Here is a 25,371-nt window from a genome sequence, read left to right on the forward strand (position 1 = left end):
ATGGAAATAAATAGTCACGCGATACTTGAGCAAGCTTTGCAAGAGTGAGAGAACGGGCTAAAAATTTTTAGTTTTCAGTCCTATCCCACTTTTATTTTTTGCTGAATGAAATTAAAATGGTTTATGACAATATTTTTGTCAAAGTGCAGAAGTCGTGATTAAATCGCAAATAAATCATTAAGATTTTCAGCCAAAGTTGGATGAGTAAAGATTTGTTTTGTGAAATAAGTATAAGGAATCTTATTGTCCATAGCTACAGTTAGAATGTTAATGATTTCTTGAGCACCTTGTGAAAAGATAGTGGCACCTAAAATTTCCTTGGTTTCGGTATTAACAACTGCTTTAAACGCTCCTCTAAGATCCGCATTGACATGTCCACGTGGCATGGCTGCAACTGGAATTTCTTTGGTTGCATAAGGCAGGCCTTGTTCTTTAGCTTGAGCTTCTGTCAAACCAATTTGTGCCAGTGGAGGAGTGATGAACATAGTAGTCGGTACATGTTTGCGATTTTCAAGTGTGTAGGAGCCATCACCAGCTAAGTAATTGAAAACGACACGAAAATCATCTAGCGAAACATAAGTAAATTGTAGTCCACCGTTGACATCACCAACAGCAAAAACGCCAGGAACAGTTGTTTGGCAATGCTTATCCACTTGGATAGCACCGCGGTCTGTAACTTGGATATCTGTATTTTCAAGTTTTAATGGTTCGATATTTGGTTTACGACCGGTAGCATAAAGCAAAGCGTCAAAGCGAAATGTTTCGTTTTTAGCAATGACAAGCACCTCTTCACCATCATTTTTCACTTCTTGAGTGTAAATATTTTGAAGAATTTCAATACCGTCTTCCGTCATATATTGTTTAGCCAAAGTGGCAATTGAGGGCTCTACACGTGGCAAAAAAGTATCAGCAGCGTCAAGGACAGTAACCTTACTTCCTAGCTTATTGAAAAGTCCTGCAAATTCAAGACCGATATTTCCACCACCAAGGATACCAAGACGTTTAGGTAATGTAGCAAGATTTTGAATGCCTGTTGAGTCATAAACATTTTTTGTTGTAGTAAGTCCTGGAATTGGTAAAACATTTGAGACAGCGCCCGTATTGATGACGATATTTTCAGCTGTTATCTCTTGCTTTTCGTCGCCTGCTACAATTTCAATTATTTTGTTAGACAGAAAATGAGCTTCTGCATCAATAATATCCACTCCAGCACTACTAATGGTTGCGTAATTTTTCCCATTAAGTCTGCTAGTAACCGCATTTTTCTCAGCCATTACTTCTTCAAATGATAGTTCTTTTTCTGCGGCGACTAATAAAGTTTTGGTTGGAATACAAGCAATATTGATACAAGTTCCACCGTACATAGCTTTGCTACGTTCAATTAAGGCAACCTTTTTGCCTTGGGTTGCTATTTTTGCTGCCAATGTTTTACCAGCTTTACCAAAACCAATAACAATTAAATCGTATGTTAACATGATTTTTCCTCCGTTTTTATAAGCATTGTAACATATTCATTTTGCAAATGCTTGCATTTTGCTCTGGAGGATTGGTAAAGGATTGGGGAAAAGGATTTCTTTGAAATTAGAGAAAATATTTTTAGAAATTCAATCATTTTACAAATAAATTTTTAGATTTTGCAAAAATTTTATTTGTAAAATCTTGTCTTTATCCTTTGAAAAGTCAGTAAAATCAATATGTATAATAGAAACTTATGGGACGATTAATTTTTCTTAAGTAGACACAAGATCATATCTGATATAAAATGTAAGCGTCAACAAATACTGAGCCCTGAAATGAAAGCGCTCTTATAACATTATTATAAAGGAGTCCATACTATGGCAACTAAAGAAGAAATTTTACGTGAATTATATCCTGAAGATCTTTTTCACTATGCAGACGGTTTGACACTAGGAGAAGCAGAAGTCTTACAAGAAACTCGTCGTTTGATTGAAAAACATCTTCGTCCTGTGATCAATGAACATTGGGAAAAACCTGATTTTCCATTTGAACAATTTTACGCAGTTGCCAAAGGCGCTCAAATTATGAACAATCCTAAATTGTTTGAGGGACGTGAAGGCAGCTACAAACCATCAGAACTTTATATCGCATTCCTTTACTTGGAATTGGCTCGCTTTGATACATCAATGGCTACATTCTATACTGTGCATGGTGGACTTTGCTATAACACAATTTTACTCGGTGGTGATGAACGCCAACAAAAGGAATTTCTTCCTAAATTAGCAGCATTTGATTGGCAAGGATGTTTTGCTTTGACAGAACCACTTTCTGGTTCAGACATTGCAGGTGGGCTTGCAACAACTGCTGAACGTGTAGGAGACAAGTGGATTATTAACGGTGAAAAACGTTGGATTGGTGGTTCAGATACAGCTGATGTTATTCCAGTATTTGCTCGTGACGTTGCAGATGGCAAAATTAAATGCTTTATCGTTCGCAAAGGAGCTCCTGGTTACGATGTAGAAGTTATTCAACATAAAATTGCACTTCGTTGTGTTCGAAATGGTCATATCACAATGACAAATGTTGAAGTTCCAGACTCAGACCGTTTGGTAAACATCAATGGTTTTGAAGATGTAGCTCGTATTCTTACATTTACTCGCGCAGATGTTGCTCATATTGCCATGGGTATAACTTGCGGTTCGTTTGTTGCAGCATTGAAATATACTACAAACCGTCAACAATTTAAACGTCCAGTTGCTAAATTCCAAATCATTCAAGAAAAATTGGCTAGAATGCAAGCGAACGCTGTGGCAGCTATTGCTTACTCAGTTCGTCTTGCTGAAATGCAAGAAGCTGGCAATGAATTAATGTTAAATTCTGCCCTTGCTAAAATGCATAATTCACTCGTTATGCGCGAAACTGTTGCCCTTGCTCGTGAAGTAGGCGGAGGGGATGGAATTACTCTTGAAACCGATGTTGCACGTTTCTTTGCAGACGCTGAGGCTGTTTACACTTATGAAGGTTCTCATGAAGTCAACGCTTTGATTGTTGGTCGTGAAATTACTGGCTTAGGTGCATTTGTATAATGACAAAGCAGGAACGGTTGAAGAGTATTCATCATTCAATCGTTCCTATTCTTTCATTTTAAACTTTATAATGTTAATATTAGATAGGAGAGAAAATTGAATATTTCAAAAGTGATGATCATTGGATCAGGTCAGATGGGAAGCGGTATTGCACAAGTCTTTGCCCAATCAGGCTTTACGGTGTATTTGAATGATATTAAAGACGAATTTGTTGAAAGAGGGATTGGAAATATCACCAAGCAATTAACACGTTCTGTAGAGAAAGGGCGTCTGTCAGAAGCTGATAAAAATAGTATTTTGAGTAAGTTGATTCCCTCAACCTCATACGAAGATGCAAAAAATGTTCAGTTAGTTATTGAAGCAGCTACTGAAAACCGAGACATTAAGTTGAGTATTTTTAAACAATTAGATGAATTAACAACACCAGAAACAATTTTAGCGTCCAATACATCATCTTTGTCAATTACTGACATTGCAGCAGCAACAGTGCATCAAGAACGAGTTATTGGTATGCATTTCTTTAATCCTGCTCCTGTCATGAAATTGGTCGAAGTGATCAAAGCACTTCAAACATCAGAAGAAGTAGTCAAAACTGTTCGTGAATTGACTGAAAAAATCGGTAAAACAGCAGTTGATGTTAGAGATTCTTATGGTTTTGTTGTAAATCGAGTGTTGATTCCGATGATAAATGAAGCTATTTTCATTCTTGGAGAAGGAGTAGCATCGGCTGAAGAAATTGATGAAGCGATGAAACTCGGAGCCAACCATCCGATTGGACCATTAGCATTAGCTGATTTGATTGGTTTGGATGTTTGCTTAGCTATTATGGGAGTGTTGAATAATGGATTTGGTGATCCGAAATATCGTCCTGCTCCATTGTTGAAAAAAATGGTTGAAGCTAATAAACTTGGACGTAAGACCAAGGAAGGTTTCTTTAAATACTAAGATGAGGAGCAAGAAATGAAAGAAGCAGTTATTGTATCAGCAGTTCGTACACCATTAGGTTCTTTTGGTGGAAGTTTGAAAAATATTTCAGCTGTTGATTTGGGAAGTTTGGTTATCAAAAGCGCGCTGGAACGAGCAAATTTGAAGGCTGAACAAGTTGATGAAGTGATTATGGGAAATGTTTTAGGGGCAGGACTTGGTCAGAATGTGGCACGTCAAATGAGTGTCAATGCAGGTATCCCTGTATCTTCTCCAGCATTCACAGTCAATAAAGTATGTGGTTCAGGGCTTAAAACTGTTCAGTTGGCTGCACAAGCTATCCTTTGTGGAGATGCTGATATCATCGTAGCGGGTGGTGCAGAAAATATGAGCCAAGCACCATATGTGCTGCAAAATCAACGTTGGGGCTCTCGTATGGGAGACTCTAAAGTTGTTGATACTATGTTGCGCGACGGTCTGACTGACGCCTTTAATGATTTCCACATGGGAATCACAGCTGAAAATGTTGCTGCACAGTATGGTATTTCTCGTGAAGTTCAAGATGCTTTTGCTGTGCAATCTCAACAACGTGCCGTGGCAGCTATTGAAGCTGGACGTTTCAAAGAAGAAATCGTTCCAGTGATTATTCCACAGAGAAAAGGTGAGCCAATTGTTTTTGATACGGATGAATTTCCAAGAAAAGATGCCTCGTTAGAAGGTTTGGCTAAATTGCGTCCTGTCTTTAAAGAAGGTGGAACTGTCACGGCTGGTAATGCTTCTGGTATCAATGACGGAGCAGCAGCAGTTGTTGTCATGAGTTCAGAAAAAGCAAAAGAGCTAGGCATTCCTGTTTTAGCAACCATAAAATCCTATGCAAGTGCAGGATTAGATCCGAAAATCATGGGTTGCGGACCAATTTATGCTTCTCGTAAGGCACTTGAAAAAGGTGGTTTTACAGTTGAAGACCTTGATTTGATTGAATCCAATGAAGCCTTTGCAGCTCAAGCGTGTGCTGTCGGAAAAGAGCTGAATTTTGACCCAGAAAAAGTAAACGTCAATGGCGGAGCCATTGCACTTGGTCATCCAATTGGAGCATCAGGCTGCCGTATTCTGGTTACTTTGTTGCATGAAATGGAAAAACGCGATGCTAAACGTGGTCTTGCAACTCTTTGTATCGGAGGAGGAATGGGCACAGCAGTCATTGTAGAACGTTAAAAATAATTACCTACTAAATTTAATTTACCATTTGATTTTTTTTACTCTGTCAAACAAATTCTATCTAAGACGTTTATCTTAAATGATTCTTAGTAGAATTTGTTTTTTTATTTTGAAAATCAAAAAGTCTTAGTATTTTTTATAACTCTATAAGTTAAACTTATAGAGTTATAAATTAAGATTAAGTAGACGAGAGTAGAAAAATGAGATATCATAGCATTGTAAGCTCTTACATTTTGGGTTCAAGTATTTGTTGACATTATACTTAATAATTCAAATTTTATAAGTAGGAGCATTAAAATGAGTAAAACTGTTTTACTAGAAGTAAAAAACAGCATCGGCTACATTACGATCAATCGTCCTGAAGCATTAAACGCTTTGAGTTCTCAGGTATTAACTGATTTTAATGATGTTCTTGATCAAGTTGAACAAAGTGAAGAAATTCGTGTTGTGATTGTAACAGGGGCAGGAGAAAAGGCATTTGTAGCTGGGGCTGATATTAAAGAAATGGACTTGATGTCGCCAATTCAAGCTTTTGAATATATGACATTTGCAAACAATACCTTTACTCGCCTTTCAGATTTACGTCAACCAACAATTGCAGTGCTCAATGGGTATGCACTTGGCGGAGGAATGGAATTAGCACTTTCGACAGATATCCGTATTGGATTTGAAAAGACAGTTGTTGGCTTTCCAGAAGTTGGCTTGGGCATTATTCCGGGATTCGCTGGTACTCAACGTATGTCTCGTTTGATTGGAACAAGCCGTACGAAAGAATTGATTTTCACTGCTCGTACAGTGAAAGGTCAAGAAGCCTACGAACTGGGAATTCTTAACAAGTTGGTTTCAGCTGAAGAACTGTTAACTTCAGCTGAAGAATTGGCTGCTGCAATTATGAAAAATGCACCGTTAGCAGTAGAGAAAGCTAAACATGTTATTCAGGTTGGTTCTGAACTTCCACTTAAAAATGCTATCAGGCTCGAAACTGAAGCAGAAGCATTATTATTCTCTACAGAGGACAAAGTAGAAGGGATGCGTGCTTTTGTAGAAAAGCGCAAGCCTGTTTTCAATCGTAAGTAAATAAGTGGAGATATTGGTATGCAAATTGTAACATTATCAGAAGCAATTTCTAACATTAAATCTGAAGATATTGTAGGTATCTCAGGTTTTCTTGGAGTGGGTGAGCCATTTGAACTCATTGAAGAATTGGTTCGACAGAATCAACAGAACTTAACAATAGTATCTGTTGTTACCTCACAACCGGGTAAAGAGATTGGCGTTGGTCGCTTGTGTGAAAATCACCAAGTTAAAAAATATATCGCAGCTCATGTGGGAACTTCCGCTGCCGTACAACATGAATATTTTAGTGGCGATATGGAAGTTGAATTCACACCAATGGGAACCGTGGTTGAACGACTTCATGCTGCGGGTGCTGGTTTGGGAGCTGTTTTGACTCCGACTGGCGTTGGGACTATTTTGGAAAAAGATTATGAAAAAGTAGCTCGCAACGGCAGAGAATATCTTGTTTATGACCCTTTGAAAATTGATGTTGCTTTGATTAAGGCTACCAAGTCAGATAAATATGGCAATTTATACATTGATGGGACAACTAAAAATATTTCATTGCAGCTGGCTCTTGCAGCTGATACAGTCATTGTTGAAGCCAATGAAATTGTTGAAGTTGGGGAAATTGATCCTAACGATGTATATATTCCCGGAATTCTTGTAGACTATGTTGTTAAAAGCTTGACTTCTAAAGAACATCATAAAATGATGGGCGACCTCTGGATAGAGACTAAAAAATTAGCAGGGGTAAATTAATATGAAATCAAAAGAAATTATAGCAAGACGTGTAGCTCTTGAATTTAAAGATGGAGATGTCATCAACCTTGGATTTGGTATTCCGAATGCCTCTGCTGATTATATTCCTGAAGGCGTGAATGTTATCCTTCAAGCAGAAAATGGTGCTCTTCGTTTTGGTGAGACACCAACAAAAGAAAACTACAATGCGAATCTGGCCAACTCTGGTGGAGCCCCCATTACTCTTTTACCGGGAGCATCTTTATTTGACCTTCAAACGTCGTTTGCCATTATTCGTGGAGGCCACGTTGATGCTACAGTTTTAGGAGCGTTAGAAGTTAGCCAAGATGGTAGTATTGCAAACTGGATTATCCCCGATAAGTTTGCTCCAGGAATGGGGGGAGCTATGGATCTTCTAGTTGGTGCCAAAAGGGTTATCGCGGCCATTCAACATACTACCGTTGACGGCAAATCAAAACTGCTGAAAGAATGCACACTGCCCTTATCAGCTAAAGGAGTTTTGGATTTGGTCATTACAGAATTAGCAGTATTTGGTTTTCAAGACGGGAAATTCCTTTTGAAAGAATTAGCTCCCGGTGTCTCTTTGGAAGAAGTTCTTGAAAAGACAGAAGGCGAAGTAATCGTATCAGATGACTTAAAAACAATGTCTATCTAGTTAAATTATCAAGCAAATATAGCTACTGTTTGTCATAAAGTGTGTTAGTATATGCTTATAACGAACTTTATCGATGATAAGTTTTTAATCAACCTATTAGCAACTGATCATCTATATTAAAAAGATCAGTTGCTATTTTATTCCTGACAAATTATATTACAAATATTGAAAGATAGGAGACGATGAACATGGATATTATTCAAATGACTTACTTTATCAATATCGTCGAATGTGGATGTAATCTTTCGATTGCTGCTAAAAAAATTCATATTAGTCAATCTGCTTTGAGTCAATTTGTCACAAATTTTGAAGCGACTGAAGGACTGCAGCTTTTTAATCGTAGAAATGGAAGATTAGAAAGTCTGACAGAAGCTGGTGGGAAAATTTATCGTTTTGCTACGGAAATTGTCAATCGTCATGAAGAAATGCAATCCATGATTCATATAGAAGCGCAAAAACAAAAAGGAACCATTAACTTAGGCATTCCTTCTCTGATTTTGCGTGTTTATTTTGCAAGTGCTCTCCCTAAATTTTTAAAGGATAATCCACACATTAATATTCAAGTTGTGGAGGGAGGAAGCAAGGATTTACGTCAAAAATTTCTTGAAGGTGATTTAAATTTTGTTTTATTGATTGAGCCGACTAATTTAGATGCTAAAAAGTACGAGCAATATATAATACAAGCCGATGAATATGCAGCTTATATGGATAAAAATCATCCTTTAGCAGATAAAGAACTTCTTGAATGGAAAGACATCGCCGCTTACGATTTAGCAACATTTAATAAATCATTTACCACTTATGAATTAGTAGCTGAAAAATTAAAAAATAAGAAGATAGAGACAAATTTTACATATTTATCATCAGCATGGGATTTTTTAACAGAGTCTACGTATAAGAATGATATGATTGCTATTTTACCTCGTCCAGTAGAATATTTTGTGGATAAAAATAAGTTTAAAGCTGTTCGTTTTAAAGATCCGGTTCCATTTAATATCTGGTTCTGCAGACCGTATAAAGCAAATTATAATGAAGTTGAAGCATACGTTTATGAAGAACTTTTGAAAGGTTACTATCAGCCTATTTCGAGCTTTGATACCTAATAAAGGAGCAAATTGATGTCAAAAATTAGCACTACAGCAGCTATGATTGATTCATATACGAATACAGCAATCAAAAACTATGTAAAATCACATGATGAATCAACTTATTTTCCAAAGGAAATGTGGGATGAATTGACGAACGAAATGGATATATTTTTGCCCATTTTATCTGAAGAGAATCACACGTTAAGTTCTGATTTCATCACATTTATCCGAAAAATTGCTAATGAATTTGCTGCTCTTTCAGCTATTTTATTAACACAAGGTTGCTATGGAATTTATTCTATTTTGAATTTTGGGACAGCAGAGCAAAAGGAATTATATCTTGAAAAGTTACTAAAAGGTCAGTACATAGGAGGATTAGGATTTTGCGAGTATAAACATCTAAAGGGGCTAGAAGATCTTGAAACGTATGCAACAAAGACTGAGCAGGGATGGTGTCTCTCAGGGAAAAAGGCGATGATTTCCAATAGTAGCGTTGCAGATATACTACTGGTTTTGGCAAAAGTAAAAGAACAAGGTAAGGTGGAGAAGTACGGACTCTTTATTGTTGATCCAAAAGATTCGGATGTGCTAATTGGTGAACAGATTGAAAAACCGGGCTTGATAGGTCTTCCTTTGAGTTCAGTCACGCTGAAAAATGTCTTGCTCCCGGAAAACGCCTTATTGGGAGACGAATTAGCTGGGGATGTCCAATTTGCTAACATCATTAAAAATATGCAACTTGGCTTAAGTGCTATTGCATTAGGTGTTGCTGAGGGGGCTTTCAATAAAGGTATTGAATTTGCAAAGGTGAAGAGAGGATTTGGAAAGCGTTTGATTGATGTGGAAATTCATCAAAATAAATTTGCTGATTTATACAATAAATTATGCTCTGCAGAAGCTTATTTTGATTCTTATCCTAGTCAAATTGAAGAAGATGCGAAATTTGTTTCTCGAATAAAACTGTACACGACGAAAGTTGCTATTGAGATATCCGATGAAATCCTTCGACTAATTGGTCCTTTACAAAAATTCGACAAGGTTAATATCAAACGTTATTTAAAGGATGCAGAAACTATTGAAAACTATGGAAGATCTGGAAATTCTATCAGAAGAGAAATTGCCGAAAGGTGGCTAAAGGAGTAAGAAATGACAGAACTCGCTCTACAAGAGTATCAATTTGGAGACATGAAATTAATTTGGTTACGTGGAGTTGACAAAATGACAGATGCAGGCACTTTATTTGGTCCTGTACCAAAAGTTGTTTGGTCACGCTATTATCCAACAACTGAAGAAAATATGATGGTTGAATTAACCGATCCAATATTGATTCAATACAAAAATAAAAATTATTTAATTGATGCAAGTTTTAACACTGCGAAACTATCTGATAAACAAAGACGAAATTTAGGGATTTTATCTGAAAGCAGAATTGAAGAGAGCTTGGAACTTTTAGGTTTGACTCCTGAAGATATTTCTTATGTGTTGATGACTCACATGCATCACGATCACTCTGGTGGATTGACAAAATTAAATGAAAATCATCAGTTGGTTTCAACTTTTCCTAATGCTAAGATTTTTGTAAATGATATTGAATGGTACGAGATGATGAACCCAAATAATCGGACTAAAGGGACTTATCTCAGAGAAAATTGGGAACCTATTCAACATCAAGTGGAGACATTTACGGAATACTTAAATGTTATACCGGAAATTCAAATGGTTCATACTGGTGGTCATAGCAATGGTCATAGTATCATTTTGTTGAAACAAGGAAATGAAACCATGATTCATATGGCGGACTTGCTTTTAACTCACGCGCATCGCAAGCCTGTATGGGTCGCTGCTGTAGATGATTACCCCATGCGTTCCATTATTGCAAAAGAAAAATGGCTCAAGGAAGCATTTGAAAATCATTATAAATTTTTCTTTTATCATGATCAATTTTTTGCTGTTGTAGAATTTGACAACGAAGGGAAAGAAATTGTTGACTATGTAAAACGGATTCGCGAACCAAGACTTCCGTTTACCGATAAACAGGATAGAAAGCCTGTTTTGTATCATTAAGATTCAAAAATCACCTTTTGTTTTTGAAAGGTGATTTTTTGTTGCATGATTTATCAATGCGAATTAGCTAAAATTTTGGTATAATTAAGATGTTAAACTAGTGTAAGAAAGAGGTTTTCATGGCTACTATTCAATGGTTTCCGGGACACATGTCCAAGGCTCGGAGACAAGTACAAGAAAATATCAAATTTGTGGATTTTGTGACAATTTTAGTAGATGCGCGTTTGCCATTATCTAGTCAAAATCCTATGCTAACTAAAATCGTGGGAGAGAAACCCAAGCTTCTTATTTTAAATAAGGGGGATTTAGCTGATTCTGATCTGACGAAAGAGTGGCGAAAATATTTTGAAAGTCAAGGTATCAAGACCTTGGCAATCAATTCTAAAGAACAATCAACTGTTAAAAAAGTCACAGAAGCAGCTAAGTCATTGATGAAAGAAAAAATTGCTCGGCAAAAAGAACGTGGGATCCAAATTGAAACATTGCGGACTATGATTATCGGTATCCCGAACGCTGGTAAATCAACCCTGATGAACCGTTTAGCTGGGAAAAAAATCGCTGTGACTGGAAATAAACCGGGTGTTACCAAGGGGCAGCAGTGGCTCAAATCTAATAGGAACTTGGAAATTTTAGATACTCCAGGAATTCTCTGGCCTAAGTTTGAAGATGAAAAAGTTGCTTTGAAACTCGCTTTAACAGGAGCGATTAAAGACGATTTGCTTCCAATGGATGAGGTTACTATTTTTGGAATCAATTATTTCAAAGAACATTATCCAAAGGAACTTCAAGAACGGTTCAAGCAAATGGACTTGGAAGAAGAAGCACCGGAAATCATTATGGATATGACACAAAAATTGGGTTTTCGAGATGATTATGATCGTTTTTATCGTCTTTTTATCAAAGACATTCGTGACGGTAAATTGGGACGTTATACTTTAGATACTTTAGGTGAGATACATGGCAACGATTAAAGAGATTCAAGAAATCTTATCTGAAATAACAGACATAGAGAGTCCTGTTTTTGAGCAATTTCGAGATGATAGTCGAGCTGGTGTCCACAAGCTCATTGTGAAACGTAAAAAACAAATTCAAGCTGAATTGGACGAATACCGTCGTTTGGAGCAAATGTTACGATATGAAAAGGAGCTTTATGCTACTGGTTGCCAATATATCGCTGGGATTGATGAGGTTGGGCGTGGCCCCTTAGCAGGTCCTGTTGTGGCAGCGGCAGTTATTTTACCTAAAAACTATAAAATCAAAGGTCTCAACGATAGCAAGAAAGTTCCCAAGAAAAAGCACAAAGAAATCTATCAAGAAGTGCTCAAACAAGCAATTTCAGTTGGTATTGGTATCAAGGATAATCAAGTTATTGATGAAGTGAATATCTATGAAGCGACGAAATTAGCTATGCTAGAGGCGGTGGGAAATCTTGAAGTTGCTCCGCAACATCTCTTGATTGATGCTATGCAGTTAGATGTTCAAGTTCCGCAAACGTCTATTATCAAAGGAGACGCCAATTCGCTGTCTATTGCGGCCGCTTCAATCGTAGCCAAGGTGACTAGAGATCGCATGATGACAAATTATGAGCTAACTTATCCAGGTTATGACTTTGCACACAATGTTGGTTATGGAACCCAGCATCATTTAGAAGGATTGAAACGAAAGGGAATCACTCCTATTCATCGGACAACCTTTGAACCAATTAAATCCATGCTTGAAGAAGTCGAGGACAAGAGATGATTGTTACTAAAGTTTTAAATAATAATGTGGTCATTTCTGAAGAAAACCACCAAGAAGTAGTGTTGATGGGACGTGGACTGGCTTTTGGATGTAAAGCAGGAGATGATATTCGGGATAATCTGATTGAGAAAAAGTATGTCTTGTCAGAAAACAAGCGTGAATTATTGTTGGAATTACCTGCTGACATCATAGAAATGGCTGATAAAATTATCACTTACGCACATGCAAAAATAAATAAAAAATTGCAAGATGGTGCTTTTTTAGCAATGGCTGACCATATGTATGGTGTTGTTCTGCGGACAAAAGATCAATTTTTCATGAAAAATTTTCTGATGTGGGACATTAAGCGATTTTTCCCTGACGAATTTGAAGTTGGCAAGTATGCCAATCAATTGTTGGGTGACTATTTAGGGCAAGATTTACCTTTGGATGAAGCAGGCTTTATGGCTTTGACAATTGTCAATGCTGAATTAGATAGCGGAAATGTAGCCGCTCAAGATTTAACGCAACTAATGGAAGAAATCATGACAATCGTCAAATACAGCTTAGAGATCTCGTTAGATGACGAGGATATTTATGTTCAACGCTTTATTACGCATCTGAAATTTTTTTGCGAACGCGTTTTAACGGACACCGGACATCAGGAGTTAGACGACAACGATATGTTTGATTTACTGAAAATTAAGTATCTATTAGCTTATGAAACGACAACAAAGATTACCCAATATCTCAAGCAGACGCGCAATTATCAGACGTCTGATGATGAACAAATGTATCTAACCATTCACTTATCAAGAATGAAAAGGAACGTCAATGAAAACTGAATATGAAAAAATGATTGCAGGAGAATTATACAATCCGCAAGATCCCGAATTACGAAAATTGGTAACACGTTCTCGTCAATTTCAATACGCATTTAATGCAGAACAGGACGGTAAAAAAAGAAGTAAACTCGTAAAAGAATGGTTCGGCTCAACTGGTGAGAACATTTCGATGAAACCAAACTTTGTCTGCGATTATGGTATCAACATTCATTTAGGAGAAAATTTCTATTCTAATTGGAATTTGACCATGCTTGATGTTTGTCCGATTATTATTGGAAAAAATGCATTGTTTGGACCAAATTGTCAACTTCTGACTCCTCTTCATCCTTTAGATGCACAAGAGCGCATATCAGGCGTAGAGTACGGTGCACCAATTACCATTGGCGATAATTTCTGGGCGGGTGGCGGCGTAACGATTTTGCCTGGAGTAACATTAGGAGACAATGTCGTCGTTGGAGCAGGCTCGGTTGTTACCAAATCTTATGGTGATAATGTTGTTTTGGCTGGAAACCCGGCTCGAATTATTAAAGAATTAGATAAAATGTGAAAAGCGAGAAATTCTCGTTTTTTTAATCCCTTTTACGAATAATATAAGTGAAGTGTAATTAAAAAAGTAAAAGGAATGATAAAATGGATAATTTTGATATTTATAAATTAAAAGAAGCTGGCTTGACTAATCAGCAGGTCATCAATGTTCTCTCGTATGCTGAGATACAAGAAAAAGAATTATCGGTAAAAGATATGGCAGTTGTTTCGGAATGCCGCAATCCTGCTCTTTTCATTGAAAAATATCTGCAGCTAGATGATGATTTATTACGTCAAGAATTTGAAAAGTTCTCATCCTTTTCTATCTTGGATGATGTGTATCCTTGGGATTTGAGCGAAATTTACAATCCGCCCGTTCTTCTTTTTTATAAAGGTAATTTGGATTTGCTAAAATTACCTAAAGTAGCTGTTGTAGGAAGTCGGAATAGTAGCCGAGTAGGCAGTCAATCCGTTCAAAAGATTATTAAAGAGCTAAACAATGAATTGGTTATCGTGAGTGGTTTAGCACGCGGAATTGATACCTCGGCTCACATGGCAGCATTGCAAAATGGTGGTCGAACAATTGCAGTTATCGGAACGGGTCTAGACGTTTTTTATCCAAGGGCGAATAAAAAACTCCAATCGTATTTGGGAGAACATCATCTAGTACTTAGTGAATATGGTTCTGAAGCAGAGCCATTAAAATTTCATTTTCCAGAGCGTAATCGGATTATAGCAGGATTGTGCAGAGGGGTTATTGTTGCTGAAGCCAAAATGCGCTCAGGCAGTTTAATTACTTGTGAGCGCGCGATGGAAGAAGGACGAGATGTGTTTGCTATTCCAGGGTCAATTTTAGACGGCAGAAGTGATGGCTGTCATCATTTGATTCAAGAGGGTGCAAAGTGTGTCACATCAGGCGCTGACGTACTTTCTGAATTCCAATTTTAAAACAAGTTCTCCTATAAGAGAATGCTGCTAGTTGACATCTTGAAAAAAATAGTTTAAACTCTATGAGGTTTATTACTTTTAGAAGGTGTTTAGATTGGCAACAAAAACAAAGAAAAAAACAGCAATGAAAAAAAATCTGGTGATTGTAGAGTCGCCAGCTAAAGCAAAAACAATTGAAAAATATTTAGGGCGGAACTACAAAGTTCTAGCCAGCGTTGGACATATTCGCGATTTGAAAAAGTCTACCATGTCCATCGATTTTGAAAACAACTATGAGCCAGAATATATCAATATTCGAGGGAAAGGGCCTCTTATCAATGATTTGAAAAAAGAAGCTAAAAAAGCGAAACAAGTCTATCTTGCAAGTGACCCGGACCGTGAAGGAGAAGCTATTTCTTGGCATTTGGCTCATATCTTAAATCTGGACGAGACAGATAAAAATCGTGTTGTTTTCAACGAAATCACGAAAGATGCAGTAAAAAATGCTTTTAAAGAACCGCGCCAGATTGACATGGATTTGGTAGATGCTCAACAAGCGCGTCGTGTCCTTGACCGTATTGTGGGGTACTCTATCTCTCCAATTCTCTGGAAAAAAGTCAAAAAGGGATTGTCAGCTGGACGTGTGCAATCTGTTGCCTTGAAACTCATCATTGACCGTGAAAATGAAATCAATGCTTTTAAACCAGAAGAGTATTGGACGATTGACGGAACTTTCAAAAAAGGGGCTCGTCAATTTCAAGCAAGCTTTTACGGCATGAATGGCAAGAAGATGAAGCTTGCTACCAACGATAATGTAAAAAACGTTCTTTCTCATATTGAAGGTGATGAATTTACTGTCGAAAGCGTTGAGAAAAAGGAACGCAAGCGCAATGCTCCGCTGCCTTATACCACATCATCTATGCAGCAGGACGCTGCCAATAAAATTAATTTCCGAACTCGTAAGACCATGATGGTTGCTCAGCAACTTTATGAAGGAATTAATATCGGATCTGGTGTGCAAGGTTTGATTACCTATATGCGTACAGACTCCACTCGTATTAGTCCAGTGGCTCAAAACGAAGCTGCAACCTTTATTACAGACCGTTTTGGTGAGAAATATTCTAAACACGGGAGTAGAGTCCGAAATGCTTCTGGCGCACAAGACGCCCATGAAGCGATTCGTCCGTCAAGCGTGTTCAACACACCTGAAAATATCGCGAAATATCTAGATAAAGATCAATTAAAGCTATACACGCTGATTTGGAATCGTTTTGTAGCTAGTCAAATGACAGCAGCAGTATTTGACACTATGAGTGTGAAGTTGGAGCAAAACGGTGTTCAATTTGCTGCAAATGGTAGTCAAGTTAAATTTGACGGTTATCTAGCTATTTACAATGATTCTGATAAGAATAAAATGTTGCCTGATATGGAAAAGGGTGATACAGTGAAACGGGTCAACACCAATCCTGAACAGCATTTCACACAACCACCTGCTCGTTATTCTGAAGCGACCTTGATTAAGACATTGGAAGAAAATGGTGTCGGTCGTCCGTCAACTTATGCACCAACAATCGAAACTGTTCAAAAGCGCTACTATGTCAAATTAGTTTCTAAGCGCTTTGAGCCAACTGAATTGGGAGAAATCGTGAATTCTCTGATTGTTGAATTTTTCCCCGATATTGTCAACGTGAAATTTACCGCTGATATGGAAGCTAAGCTAGATGATGTAGAAGTAGGAAAAGAGCAATGGCAAAAGGTCATTGATGAATTTTATAAGCCATTTGAAAAAGAAGTTGCAAAAGCAGAAACTGAAATGGAAAAAATTCAAATCAAAGATGAACCTGCTGGATTTGACTGTGAAGTCTGTGGAAGTCCTATGGTTATCAAATTGGGCCGCTATGGTAAATTCTATGCATGTAGCAATTTTCCTGACTGTCGTCATACTCAAGCGATTGTCAAAGAAATCGGTGTAGAGTGTCCTAAGTGTCACAAAGGGCAAATCATTGAGCGCAAAACCAAACGCAATCGCCTTTTCTATTGCTGCAATCGCTACCCAGATTGTGACTTTACTTCTTGGGATAAACCGATTGGTCGCTCTTGTCCGAAATGCGGTCAGTATCTTGTAGAAAAGAAAGTTCGTGGTGGGGGCAAGCAAGTTGTCTGCAGCAATGGGGATTACGAAGAAGAAAAAGTAAAATAAGTTAAAGATGTTTACGTAATTTATTTTATGTAAACTTTCTTTATATATAGCAAAGGAAACTGTATGAAAGAGAAATTTGATGAATTTTTAAAGATTGCAAAGGAATTGAACGGAATTGGAATCACTCCTTTGCTTATGGGTTCACTAGGGCTTGAACAGGTAACTGGCCACGACTGGCAAGCACGAGATATTGATATCCATGTTCCAGGAGATCCTAGGGGATGGGACGCACCTGATGAGGTACGAATTTATGATTTTAAAAAGATTGAAACGATTATGAACCGGCTTGGCTACCAATTAGTAGATTTGCACGAGCACGAATTTCAAAAAGGAAATCTATCGGTTGAGTTTGGTAGCATGAATACTTTGGAAAACTTTGCTGGGATTCCTTTAGATGAATTGGTAAAACATGAAACAGCAGGGGTAATTTATTTTCTTCCTGATGCTGAACAATATCTTAAGATTTACACAGCATCTTCGCAAGATTCCTATCGAAATGACCAAAATAATGATAAGGATTTTGTTAAAATTGCTTATCTGGAAAAAATGTTAAAGAAATAGATACATGACCAATCATTATATTCTTTACACCAATGTTTGAGGATGGATACTAATAAGTTAGTGTATTTGCATTCTAGAAAGTCTCACTCGTCAGTAGGGGCTTTTTCTGTTATAATGGTTAAGAATAATTAGAAAGATTTGTGGGAGTCTCCTCCCAAAGAGGTATTTGTTTCATGTCTCAATCTTACATCAATGTCATAGGAGCTGGTCTTGCAGGTAGCGAAGCAGCTTATCAAATTGCTAAACGCGGTATTCCTGTTAAGCTGTATGAAATGCGAGGAGTGAAATCTACTCCGCAACATAAGACTAGTGATTTTGCAGAGCTAGTCTGTTCTAACTCTCTACGGGGGGATTCGCTAACGAATGCGGTTGGTCTCTTAAAAGAAGAAATGCGACGTTTGGATTCTATCATTATGAGAGCAGCAGAAGCTACGCGTATTCCTGCTGGAGGAGCATTAGCAGTTGACCGTGACGGTTTTTCACAAATGGTGACTGATGAGGTGACAAACCATCCTTTAATCGAAGTTATTCGTGAGGAAATCACCAAAATTCCTGATGATACGATTACTGTTATTGCGACGGGACCTTTGACAAGTGATACACTTGCTGAAAAGATTCACGCGCTAAATGGTGGAGCTGGATTTTACTTTTATGATGCAGCAGCACCGATTGTAGATGTCAATACAATTGACATGGAGAAAGTTTACCTCAAATCTCGCTATGACAAGGGAGAGGCTGCTTATCTCAATGCTCCTATGACTAAGAATGAGTTTATGGCTTTTCATGACGCTTTGGTAAATGCCGAGGAAGCACCGTTAAATAGCTTTGAAAAAGAAAAATACTTTGAAGGCTGTATGCCGATTGAGGTGATGGCAAAAAGAGGAATAAAAACCATGCTCTACGGTCCTATGAAGCCAGTTGGTTTGGAATACCCGGATGACTATAAAGGACCCCGTGACGGTGAATTTAAGACACCCTATGCAGTTGTGCAGCTTCGTCAGGACAATGCAGCTGGAAGCCTTTATAATATTGTTGGTTTCCAAACACACCTAAAATGGGGAGAACAGAAGCGCGTTTTTCGGATGATTCCGGGATTGGAAAATGCAGAATTTGTCCGCTATGGCGTGATGCACCGCAATTCTTACATGGATTCACCAAATCTCCTGACACAGACGTTCCAGTCTAAAAAACAAGAGAATATCTTTTTTGCAGGTCAGATGACCGGTGTAGAAGGGTATGTAGAATCTGCCGCGTCCGGGCTGGTAGCCGGTATCAATGCAGCCAGACTTTTCAATGGAGAAGAAGCCCTGGTCTTTCCAGAAACAACTGCTATTGGAAGCTTACCTCATTATATCACGCATGCTGATAGCAAACATTTCCAGCCAATGAATGTCAATTTTGGAATTATCAAGGAGTTGGACGGTCCACGTATTCGAGACAAAAAAGAACGCTATGAAAAAATAGCAAAACGAGCGCTACAAGCTATCAAAAATTATCAAAATCTCTAGTTTTCTTTTGGAAAAGATAGAAATAATGATGATTTGTTATAAAAGTATTAAAAAGTTAGGAATTCCCTAACTTTTTTGTATATTTTATGATATAATAGATAAAAATTTTGAAAATAGAAAGTTTTCTGACAATGAATCAATCCTATTTTTACCTTGAAGTAAGGGAACATGCATTAGAAGTGCCTTATAGCAAACAAAAGCGTCGTGTTCGAGTGCTACTTCCTAGAAATTATGAGCAAGATACTCAGAAATCCTATCCTGTAGTTTATTTTCACGACGGTCAAAATGTCCTTTATAGTAAAGAGTCTTTTAGTGGACATTCTTGGAAAATCATTCCAACGATTAAGAGAAATCCCGACATTGAAAAAATGATTGTGGTGGCGATTGACAATGACGGTTTTAATCGAATGAATGAGTATTCTGCATGGAAATATCAAGAATCAACTATTCCAGGTATGCAATTTGGCGGTAAGGGGACAGAGTATGCGGAGTTTGTCATGGAAGTTGTTAAACCCTTTGTTGACGAGCATTATCGTACCAAGTCAGACCGAGCGCACACGGCTATGGTTGGTTCTTCTTTAGGCGGAAACATTACACAGTTTATGGGAATTGAATACCAAGAGCAAATTGGATGCTTGGGTATTTTCTCATCTGCAAACTGGCTGCATCAGGAAGCATTCAATCGTTATATAGAACGCCATAACTTATTAGCAGATCAGCGGATTTATATTTATGTTGGAACAGAAGAAGCAGATGACACCGATAAAACCTTAATGGCTAGTAATATCAAGCAAGCTTATATTGATTCGTCATTAACCTACTTTCGTCAGTTAATTGCGGGCGGTTTAGATTTGGAAAATCTATTGTTTTATATCCAAGCCGGTGCAGAACACAATGAAATGGCTTGGGCTGAGCATTTACCTGATTGTCTTCGCTTCTTTAGCGAAAAATGGTAAATAAATTAATTAAGAATATGAGGAGAGAATTTATATGCACGTTGAATTTTTAAGTCATTGGAGTGGTCATTTAAATCGTGAAATGTATGTGAATCGTTACGGGCACGCTGGAATGCCTGTAGTCGTTTTTGCTTCATCAGGAGGCAGTCACAATGAATATGCAGATTTTGGTATGATTGAGGCTTGTTCATGGTTTATCGAAACAGGAAAAATTCAATTCTTCACTTTGAGTAGTGTAGATAGTGAAAGCTGGCTGGCTGATTGGAAAGCTCCTCACGACCGCGCGGAAATGCACCGAGCTTATGAGCGCTATGTCATTGAGGAAGCCATTCCTTTTATCAAGCATAAAACAGGTTGGTTTGATCCAATGATGACGACAGGTTGTTCTATGGGAGCCTATCACGCTGTTAATTTCTTTCTCCAGCACCCCGATGTCTTTAACAAGGTCATCGCCCTCAGCGGAGTTTACGATGCCCGCTTCTTTGTCGGTGATTGTTTAGATGATGAAGCAATTTATCAAAATTCACCAGCAGATTACATTTGGAATCAAAACGATGGTTGGTTTATTGACCGCTATCGCAATGCTGATATCATTGTCTGTACAGGACTTGGTGCATGGGAACAGGACGGACTACCTTCTCTCTACACCTTAAAAGAAGCCTTTGAACATAAGAACATTCCGGCATGGTTTGCTGAATGGGGATATGATGTTTCGCATGACTGGATTTGGTGGCGTAAGCAAATGCCTTATTTTCTAAGTCAATTAAATCTATGATTAGAAAGGAAACAACATTATGAACTATATCGTTATTTCACCTTATTATCCACAAAATTTTCAACAATTTACCGTTGAACTTGCTAACAAAGGAATTACTGTTTTAGGAATTGGGCAAGAACCTTATGATCAACTAGATCAACCTTTGAAAAATGCTTTAACAGAATATTTTCGTGTGGAAAATTTAGAAAATCTTGATGAAGTGAAACGTGCTGTAGCCTTCCTTTTTTACAAGCACGGACCAATTGACCGCATTGAGTCACACAATGAATATTGGTTGGACCAAGACGCAAAATTGCGTGAACAATTTAATGTTGTAGGACCAAAGCCAAAAGACTTGAAAAAGACAAAATTTAAGTCTGAAATGAAGAAACTCTTTAAAAAGGCTGGAGTTCCTGTCGTTCCTGGTCAAATTGTAAAAACCTTGCAGGCAGTTGACATGGCTGTCAGTAAAATTAGACTTCCGATGATTGCGAAGCCAGACAATGGAGTTGGCGCAGCAGGAACTTATAAACTTGAAACTACTGAAGATGTTGAACAATTTAAACAAGAGTGGGATAAGCAAACCGTTTATTTCTTTGAAAAATTCGTTGACTCTGGACAAATTTGTACGTTTGACGGATTACTGGATTCAAAAGGAAATATTGTGTTTTCAACAACTTTTGATTATGCTTATACCCCTTTAGACTTAGTTTTGAATCATTATGAAAACTCATATTATATTATAAAAGACATGGATCCCAAGTTACGTCAATATGGGGAAGCTATCATTAAAGCGTTTGGCATGAAAGAACGCTTCTTTCATATTGAATTTTTCCGTGACGGAGATGATTATATTGCCATAGAATACAATAATCGTCCAGCAGGTGCTTTTACGATTGATTTGTATAACTTTGCTCACTCCATTGACCTTTATCGTGGATATGCAGATATTGTGAATGGCGAACCTTTCCCACAACCTCAAGTCGAAGCACAATATGGCTTGGTTACTTCACGCCGTTCAACCTCAAATTATGTGTATTCAGAAGAAGAATTGCGTGCAAAGTACGGCGATAAATTAAAAGCAGTCAAAATCATGCCAAAGGCATTTGCAGACTTACAAGGAGATGTTCATTATATTTTGACAACACCAAGTCGTTCGGAAATCGATCAAATGATAGAGGATTTTGGGAAAAAGTAGAAAAATCTATTTGTGAAATTTTTATTTAGTCAATTCAAATCAGCTTGCCAGCAAGGTTCGCTGATTTTTCTTTGTGAAATTGTTCAAGCATAAATTTTGACAGTATTTTTTAGTTTGGATAGAATGAAATTATAGAATTACACTCATAGAAAGGCTCGACTATGTCAACTTTAGATAAAAATCTTTTGCTAGAGATGTTTCGTAAGATGGAAGAGATCCGTCGGATGGACTTAAAAATTGCCCAACTCGTAAAAAAGGGGAAAGTTCCAGGAATGACTCACTTTTCTGTTGGAGAAGAAGCAGCTAGCGTTGGAGCTATGCTGGCCCTCAATCCTGATGATTTGATTACTTCTAACCACCGTGGTCATGGTCAGGCGATTGCCAAAGGAATTGATCTGAACGGCATGATGGCAGAAATCATGGGCAAATATAACGGAACCTGCAAAGGAAAAGGTGGCTCCATGCACATTGCTGATTTGGATGCCGGAAACTTAGGAGCAAATGGTATTGTTGGCGGAGGTATGGGAATTGCAGTCGGTGCCGCCCTCACTCAGCAAATGCACCAAACAGATAAAATCGTGGTTTGCTTCTTTGGTGACGGAGCAACGAACGAAGGTATTTTTCATGAAGCAGTCAACATGGCTTCTATCTGGAATCTACCAGTAATTTTCTATTGTATCAATAACGGCTATGGTATTTCTGCAGACATTAAGAAAATGACCAATATAGAGCACATTTATGAGCGGAGTGCTGCCTATGGCATTCCTGGCATGTTTATTCCAGACGGGAACAACGTCATTGAGGTCTATGAAGGTTTTCAAAAAGCTGTTAAATATGTTCGAAGTGGTAAAGGACCTGTCTTAATCGAGAGTGTGACCTATCGCTGGTTGGGGCATTCTTCATCTGACCCTGGTAAATATCGAACACGTGAAGAAGTTGAGGAGTGGAAAAAGAAGGACCCAATTGAAAATCTTCGTAAATACTTGCTAGAAAGTCAGATTGCAAGCAATGAAGAGTTAGAAGCTATCCAAGCAGAGGTTAAAGAAGCAGTAGAAGCATCTGTAAAATTTGCAGAAGAAAGTCCATTTCCACCGCTTGAATCAGCTTTTGAAGATATTTACGCAGACTAAGAGAGGAGATAAAATGGAAACAAAAACAATGTCTTTTCGTGACACCATTATTCTTGCTATGTCTGAGGAAATGCGTCACGATGAAAATGTGCTGTTAATGGGAGAAGATGTCGGTATTTTCGGAGGAGATTTCGGAACATCCGTCGGAATGTTAGAAGAATTCGGTCCAAAGCGAGTACGTGATTGTCCAATTTCTGAAGCAGCTATTTCAGGAGCTGCAGCAGGAGCAGCCATGACTGGGCTACGCTCAATTGTAGATATAACTTTTATGGATTTTTCTGTCATTGCCATGGATGCAATTGTCAACCAAGCCGCTAAGACTCGCTATATGTTTGGTGGTAAAGGTCAGGTTCCGATGACAATTCGCTGCGCAGCTGGAAATGGTGTCGGCTCAGCTGCTCAACACTCACAATCTTTGGAATCTTGGTTTACCCACATTCCGGGTTTAAAGGTCGTGGCACCTGGCACTCCTGCGGATATGAAAGGGTTGCTAAAATCTTCTATCCGCGACAACAATCCTGTTATTATTCTTGAGTACAAGTCAGAATTCAACCAAAAAGGCGAAGTTCCGCTTGATCCTGATTATACAATCCCTCTTGGTGTTGGTGACATCAAAAAAGAGGGAACAGACGTGACAGTTGTGACCTATGGAAAAATGCTCCGTAGGGTTATGCAAGCAGCTGAAGAATTGGCAGAAGAAGGCATTTCAGTAGAAGTGGTTGATCCTCGTACCTTGGTGCCTCTGGACAAGGATATCATTATCAACTCAGTCAAAAAAACAGGAAAAGTCGTTCTAGTCAATGATGCCCACAAAACTAGTGGTTATATCGGTGAAATTTCTGCTATCATTTCCGAATCAGAAGCATTTGACTATTTGGATGCACCAATTCGCCGCTGTGCTGGCGAAGATGTTCCCATGCCCTATGCTCAGAATCTTGAAAATGCTATGATTCCGACAGTTGAAAGTATCAAAGAGGCTATCCGTAAGACTTATCATAAAGAGTAAACTGGAAATAAACGGCAAATTTAGATTTGCATAACTTTAATTATGTAAAGTAATTTAAAGTTTATCCCCGATTTTTGCTAATATTAACAGTAGAAACTTTGTGAAAACAAAGAAATAGGGCAAATATTGCCTCAACCAATGAATTATTTAAGAATGAGAGAGAACATGGATGACAAAAAATTAAGAGCGACCCCTGCTGCTAGAAAATTAGCAGATGATTTGGGTATCAATCTCTATGACGTATCTGGTACTGGCGCAAAGGGACGCATTCACAAAGAAGATATTGAAAGTTATCGAGAATTCAATATTGTGAAAATTACGCCCCTTGCAAAACGTATTGCAGAAGAAAATAACATCGCTTGGCAGGAAATCCAAGGGACAGGCGTGCACGGCAGGATTATGAAAAAGGATATTCTGGCTTTGCTGCCTGAAAATGTTGACTCAGACAGTATCAAGTCTCCGGCTCAAATTGAGAAAGCGGAAGAAATACCTGACAACACCACTCCTTATGGAGAAATTAAGCGCCTTCCAATGACGCCAATGCGGAAGGTCATTGCTAAACGAATGGTGGATTCTTATCTGACAGCACCAACTTTCACTCTCAATTATGATGTAGATATGACAGAGTTGCTGGCGCTGCGCAAGAGGGTTTTAGAGACAATTATGGAAGCGACAGGAAAGAAAATGACGGTTACGGATTTACTTTCTATGGCAGTTGTCAAAACTTTGATGAAGCACCCTTATCTTAATTCGTCTCTGACAGAGGACGGGCAAACCATTATCATGCACAATTATGTCAATCTGGCTATGGCTGTTGGGATGGACAATGGGCTTATGACACCAGTGGTTTACAATGCCGAAAAAATGAGTCTGTCTGAGTTAGTCGTTGCCTTTAAGGATGTGATTGAACGGACTTTAAATGGAAAATTAGCACCAAGCGAATTGCAAAACTCAACTTTTACGATTAGTAATCTAGGAATGTTTGGTGTTCAATCGTTCGGCCCAATTATCAATCAACCCAATTCAGCGATTTTGGGAGTTAGCTCAACCGTTGAAAAACCAGTCGTAGTGAACGGAGAGATTGTTATTCGACCAATCATGAGTCTTGGATTAACTATTGACCACCGAGTTGTGGACGGTATGGCAGGTGCTAAATTCATGAAAGATCTAAAAGCACTGATTGAAGATCCGATTTCAATGTTGGTGTAAAAAAGTTAAAATGAGAGGA

At 38.1% G+C, this 25,371-nt stretch carries 24 protein-coding genes; 23 read left to right on the forward strand and 1 reads right to left on the reverse strand.

What is annotated here, in order from left to right; all coding sequences use genetic code 11:
• Positions 1–158 precede the first annotated feature (158 nt).
• Positions 159–1,475: an FAD-containing oxidoreductase gene (locus HMPREF2634_RS06005; protein WP_021001704.1), complete on the reverse strand. Its 1,317-nt coding sequence runs from the start codon at positions 1,473–1,475 to the stop codon at positions 159–161.
• A gap of 360 nt (positions 1,476–1,835) precedes the next feature.
• Between HMPREF2634_RS06005 and HMPREF2634_RS06010 the strand changes: the two genes are divergently transcribed.
• The 23 genes from HMPREF2634_RS06010 (at position 1,836) to HMPREF2634_RS06120 (ending at position 25,352) form a co-directional block, all read left to right on the forward strand.
• Positions 1,836–3,044, forward strand: a complete 1,209-nt coding sequence (locus HMPREF2634_RS06010) for an acyl-CoA dehydrogenase FadE (RefSeq protein WP_003029666.1) — start codon at positions 1,836–1,838, stop codon at positions 3,042–3,044.
• Between the two features lie 96 nt (positions 3,045–3,140).
• Complete coding sequence (locus tag HMPREF2634_RS06015) at positions 3,141–3,989, forward strand: 3-hydroxybutyryl-CoA dehydrogenase (RefSeq protein ID WP_022525129.1); 849 nt, start codon at positions 3,141–3,143, stop codon at positions 3,987–3,989.
• A 15-nt stretch (positions 3,990–4,004) separates the two neighbouring features.
• Positions 4,005–5,183 carry an acetyl-CoA C-acetyltransferase gene (locus tag HMPREF2634_RS06020; RefSeq protein WP_021001702.1) on the forward strand — a complete coding sequence of 393 codons (1,179 nt, stop codon included), beginning with the start codon at positions 4,005–4,007 and terminating at the stop codon, positions 5,181–5,183.
• Between the two features lie 300 nt (positions 5,184–5,483).
• Positions 5,484–6,263, forward strand: coding sequence for an enoyl-CoA hydratase/isomerase family protein (locus tag HMPREF2634_RS06025; protein WP_003024442.1), 780 nt, complete (start codon positions 5,484–5,486; stop codon positions 6,261–6,263).
• A gap of 18 nt (positions 6,264–6,281) precedes the next feature.
• Positions 6,282–7,004, forward strand: a complete 723-nt coding sequence (locus tag HMPREF2634_RS06030; protein WP_003024444.1) for a CoA transferase subunit A — start codon at positions 6,282–6,284, stop codon at positions 7,002–7,004.
• A gap of 1 nt (position 7,005) precedes the next feature.
• Positions 7,006–7,659, forward strand: coding sequence for a 3-oxoacid CoA-transferase subunit B (locus HMPREF2634_RS06035; RefSeq protein ID WP_021001701.1), 654 nt, complete (start codon positions 7,006–7,008; stop codon positions 7,657–7,659).
• 188 nt (positions 7,660–7,847) lie between these two features.
• Positions 7,848–8,762 carry a LysR family transcriptional regulator gene (locus HMPREF2634_RS06040; RefSeq protein WP_003024449.1) on the forward strand — a complete coding sequence of 305 codons (915 nt, stop codon included), beginning with the start codon at positions 7,848–7,850 and terminating at the stop codon, positions 8,760–8,762.
• 15 nt (positions 8,763–8,777) lie between these two features.
• On the forward strand, positions 8,778–9,890 hold the full coding sequence (locus HMPREF2634_RS06045; RefSeq protein WP_003024452.1) for an acyl-CoA dehydrogenase family protein: 1,113 nt from the start codon (positions 8,778–8,780) through the stop codon (positions 9,888–9,890).
• Positions 9,891–9,893: 3 nt separating this feature from the next.
• On the forward strand, positions 9,894–10,811 hold the full coding sequence (locus tag HMPREF2634_RS06050) for an MBL fold metallo-hydrolase (RefSeq protein WP_003024454.1): 918 nt from the start codon (positions 9,894–9,896) through the stop codon (positions 10,809–10,811).
• Between the two features lie 119 nt (positions 10,812–10,930).
• Positions 10,931–11,782, forward strand: a complete 852-nt coding sequence (gene ylqF, locus HMPREF2634_RS06055) for a ribosome biogenesis GTPase YlqF (protein WP_003024457.1) — start codon at positions 10,931–10,933, stop codon at positions 11,780–11,782.
• The gene (locus tag HMPREF2634_RS06060) at positions 11,769–12,551 is read left to right on the forward strand and encodes a ribonuclease HII (RefSeq protein ID WP_003024460.1); all 783 of its coding nucleotides are present in this window, start codon (positions 11,769–11,771) and stop codon (positions 12,549–12,551) included. Before ylqF ends, HMPREF2634_RS06060 begins: the two co-directional genes overlap by 14 nt.
• Complete coding sequence (locus HMPREF2634_RS06065) at positions 12,548–13,375, forward strand: PRD domain-containing protein (RefSeq protein ID WP_021001700.1); 828 nt, start codon at positions 12,548–12,550, stop codon at positions 13,373–13,375. Before HMPREF2634_RS06060 ends, HMPREF2634_RS06065 begins: the two co-directional genes overlap by 4 nt.
• On the forward strand, positions 13,365–13,922 hold the full coding sequence (locus HMPREF2634_RS06070; protein WP_057489666.1) for a sugar O-acetyltransferase: 558 nt from the start codon (positions 13,365–13,367) through the stop codon (positions 13,920–13,922). Before HMPREF2634_RS06065 ends, HMPREF2634_RS06070 begins: the two co-directional genes overlap by 11 nt.
• 83 nt (positions 13,923–14,005) lie before the next feature.
• The gene (dprA, locus tag HMPREF2634_RS06075) at positions 14,006–14,848 is read left to right on the forward strand and encodes a DNA-processing protein DprA (protein WP_057489665.1); all 843 of its coding nucleotides are present in this window, start codon (positions 14,006–14,008) and stop codon (positions 14,846–14,848) included.
• A gap of 85 nt (positions 14,849–14,933) precedes the next feature.
• Positions 14,934–17,027, forward strand: a complete 2,094-nt coding sequence (gene topA, locus HMPREF2634_RS06080) for a type I DNA topoisomerase (RefSeq protein ID WP_142350299.1) — start codon at positions 14,934–14,936, stop codon at positions 17,025–17,027.
• A 63-nt stretch (positions 17,028–17,090) separates the two neighbouring features.
• The gene (locus tag HMPREF2634_RS06085) at positions 17,091–17,588 is read left to right on the forward strand and encodes a hypothetical protein (RefSeq protein WP_021001696.1); all 498 of its coding nucleotides are present in this window, start codon (positions 17,091–17,093) and stop codon (positions 17,586–17,588) included.
• A 173-nt stretch (positions 17,589–17,761) separates the two neighbouring features.
• Positions 17,762–19,096 carry a methylenetetrahydrofolate--tRNA-(uracil(54)-C(5))-methyltransferase (FADH(2)-oxidizing) TrmFO gene (gene trmFO, locus HMPREF2634_RS06090; RefSeq protein ID WP_021001695.1) on the forward strand — a complete coding sequence of 445 codons (1,335 nt, stop codon included), beginning with the start codon at positions 17,762–17,764 and terminating at the stop codon, positions 19,094–19,096.
• Positions 19,097–19,227: 131 nt separating this feature from the next.
• Positions 19,228–20,052, forward strand: a complete 825-nt coding sequence (locus tag HMPREF2634_RS06095; RefSeq protein ID WP_070836403.1) for an alpha/beta hydrolase — start codon at positions 19,228–19,230, stop codon at positions 20,050–20,052.
• A 34-nt stretch (positions 20,053–20,086) separates the two neighbouring features.
• Positions 20,087–20,827, forward strand: a complete 741-nt coding sequence (locus HMPREF2634_RS06100; RefSeq protein WP_021001693.1) for an esterase family protein — start codon at positions 20,087–20,089, stop codon at positions 20,825–20,827.
• A 19-nt stretch (positions 20,828–20,846) separates the two neighbouring features.
• Positions 20,847–22,007 carry an ATP-grasp domain-containing protein gene (locus HMPREF2634_RS06105; RefSeq protein WP_021001692.1) on the forward strand — a complete coding sequence of 387 codons (1,161 nt, stop codon included), beginning with the start codon at positions 20,847–20,849 and terminating at the stop codon, positions 22,005–22,007.
• Between the two features lie 161 nt (positions 22,008–22,168).
• Positions 22,169–23,137, forward strand: coding sequence for a thiamine pyrophosphate-dependent dehydrogenase E1 component subunit alpha (locus HMPREF2634_RS06110; RefSeq protein WP_021001691.1), 969 nt, complete (start codon positions 22,169–22,171; stop codon positions 23,135–23,137).
• A 13-nt stretch (positions 23,138–23,150) separates the two neighbouring features.
• The gene (locus HMPREF2634_RS06115) at positions 23,151–24,143 is read left to right on the forward strand and encodes an alpha-ketoacid dehydrogenase subunit beta (protein WP_021001690.1); all 993 of its coding nucleotides are present in this window, start codon (positions 23,151–23,153) and stop codon (positions 24,141–24,143) included.
• A gap of 165 nt (positions 24,144–24,308) precedes the next feature.
• Positions 24,309–25,352: a dihydrolipoamide acetyltransferase gene (locus tag HMPREF2634_RS06120; RefSeq protein ID WP_041784009.1), complete on the forward strand. Its 1,044-nt coding sequence runs from the start codon at positions 24,309–24,311 to the stop codon at positions 25,350–25,352.
• The last annotated feature ends 19 nt before the right edge of the window (positions 25,353–25,371 follow it).

Origin of the sequence: Streptococcus sp. HMSC034B03 (assembly GCF_001838575.1) — a bacterium.
Taxonomy (GTDB): domain Bacteria; phylum Bacillota; class Bacilli; order Lactobacillales; family Streptococcaceae; genus Streptococcus; species Streptococcus anginosus.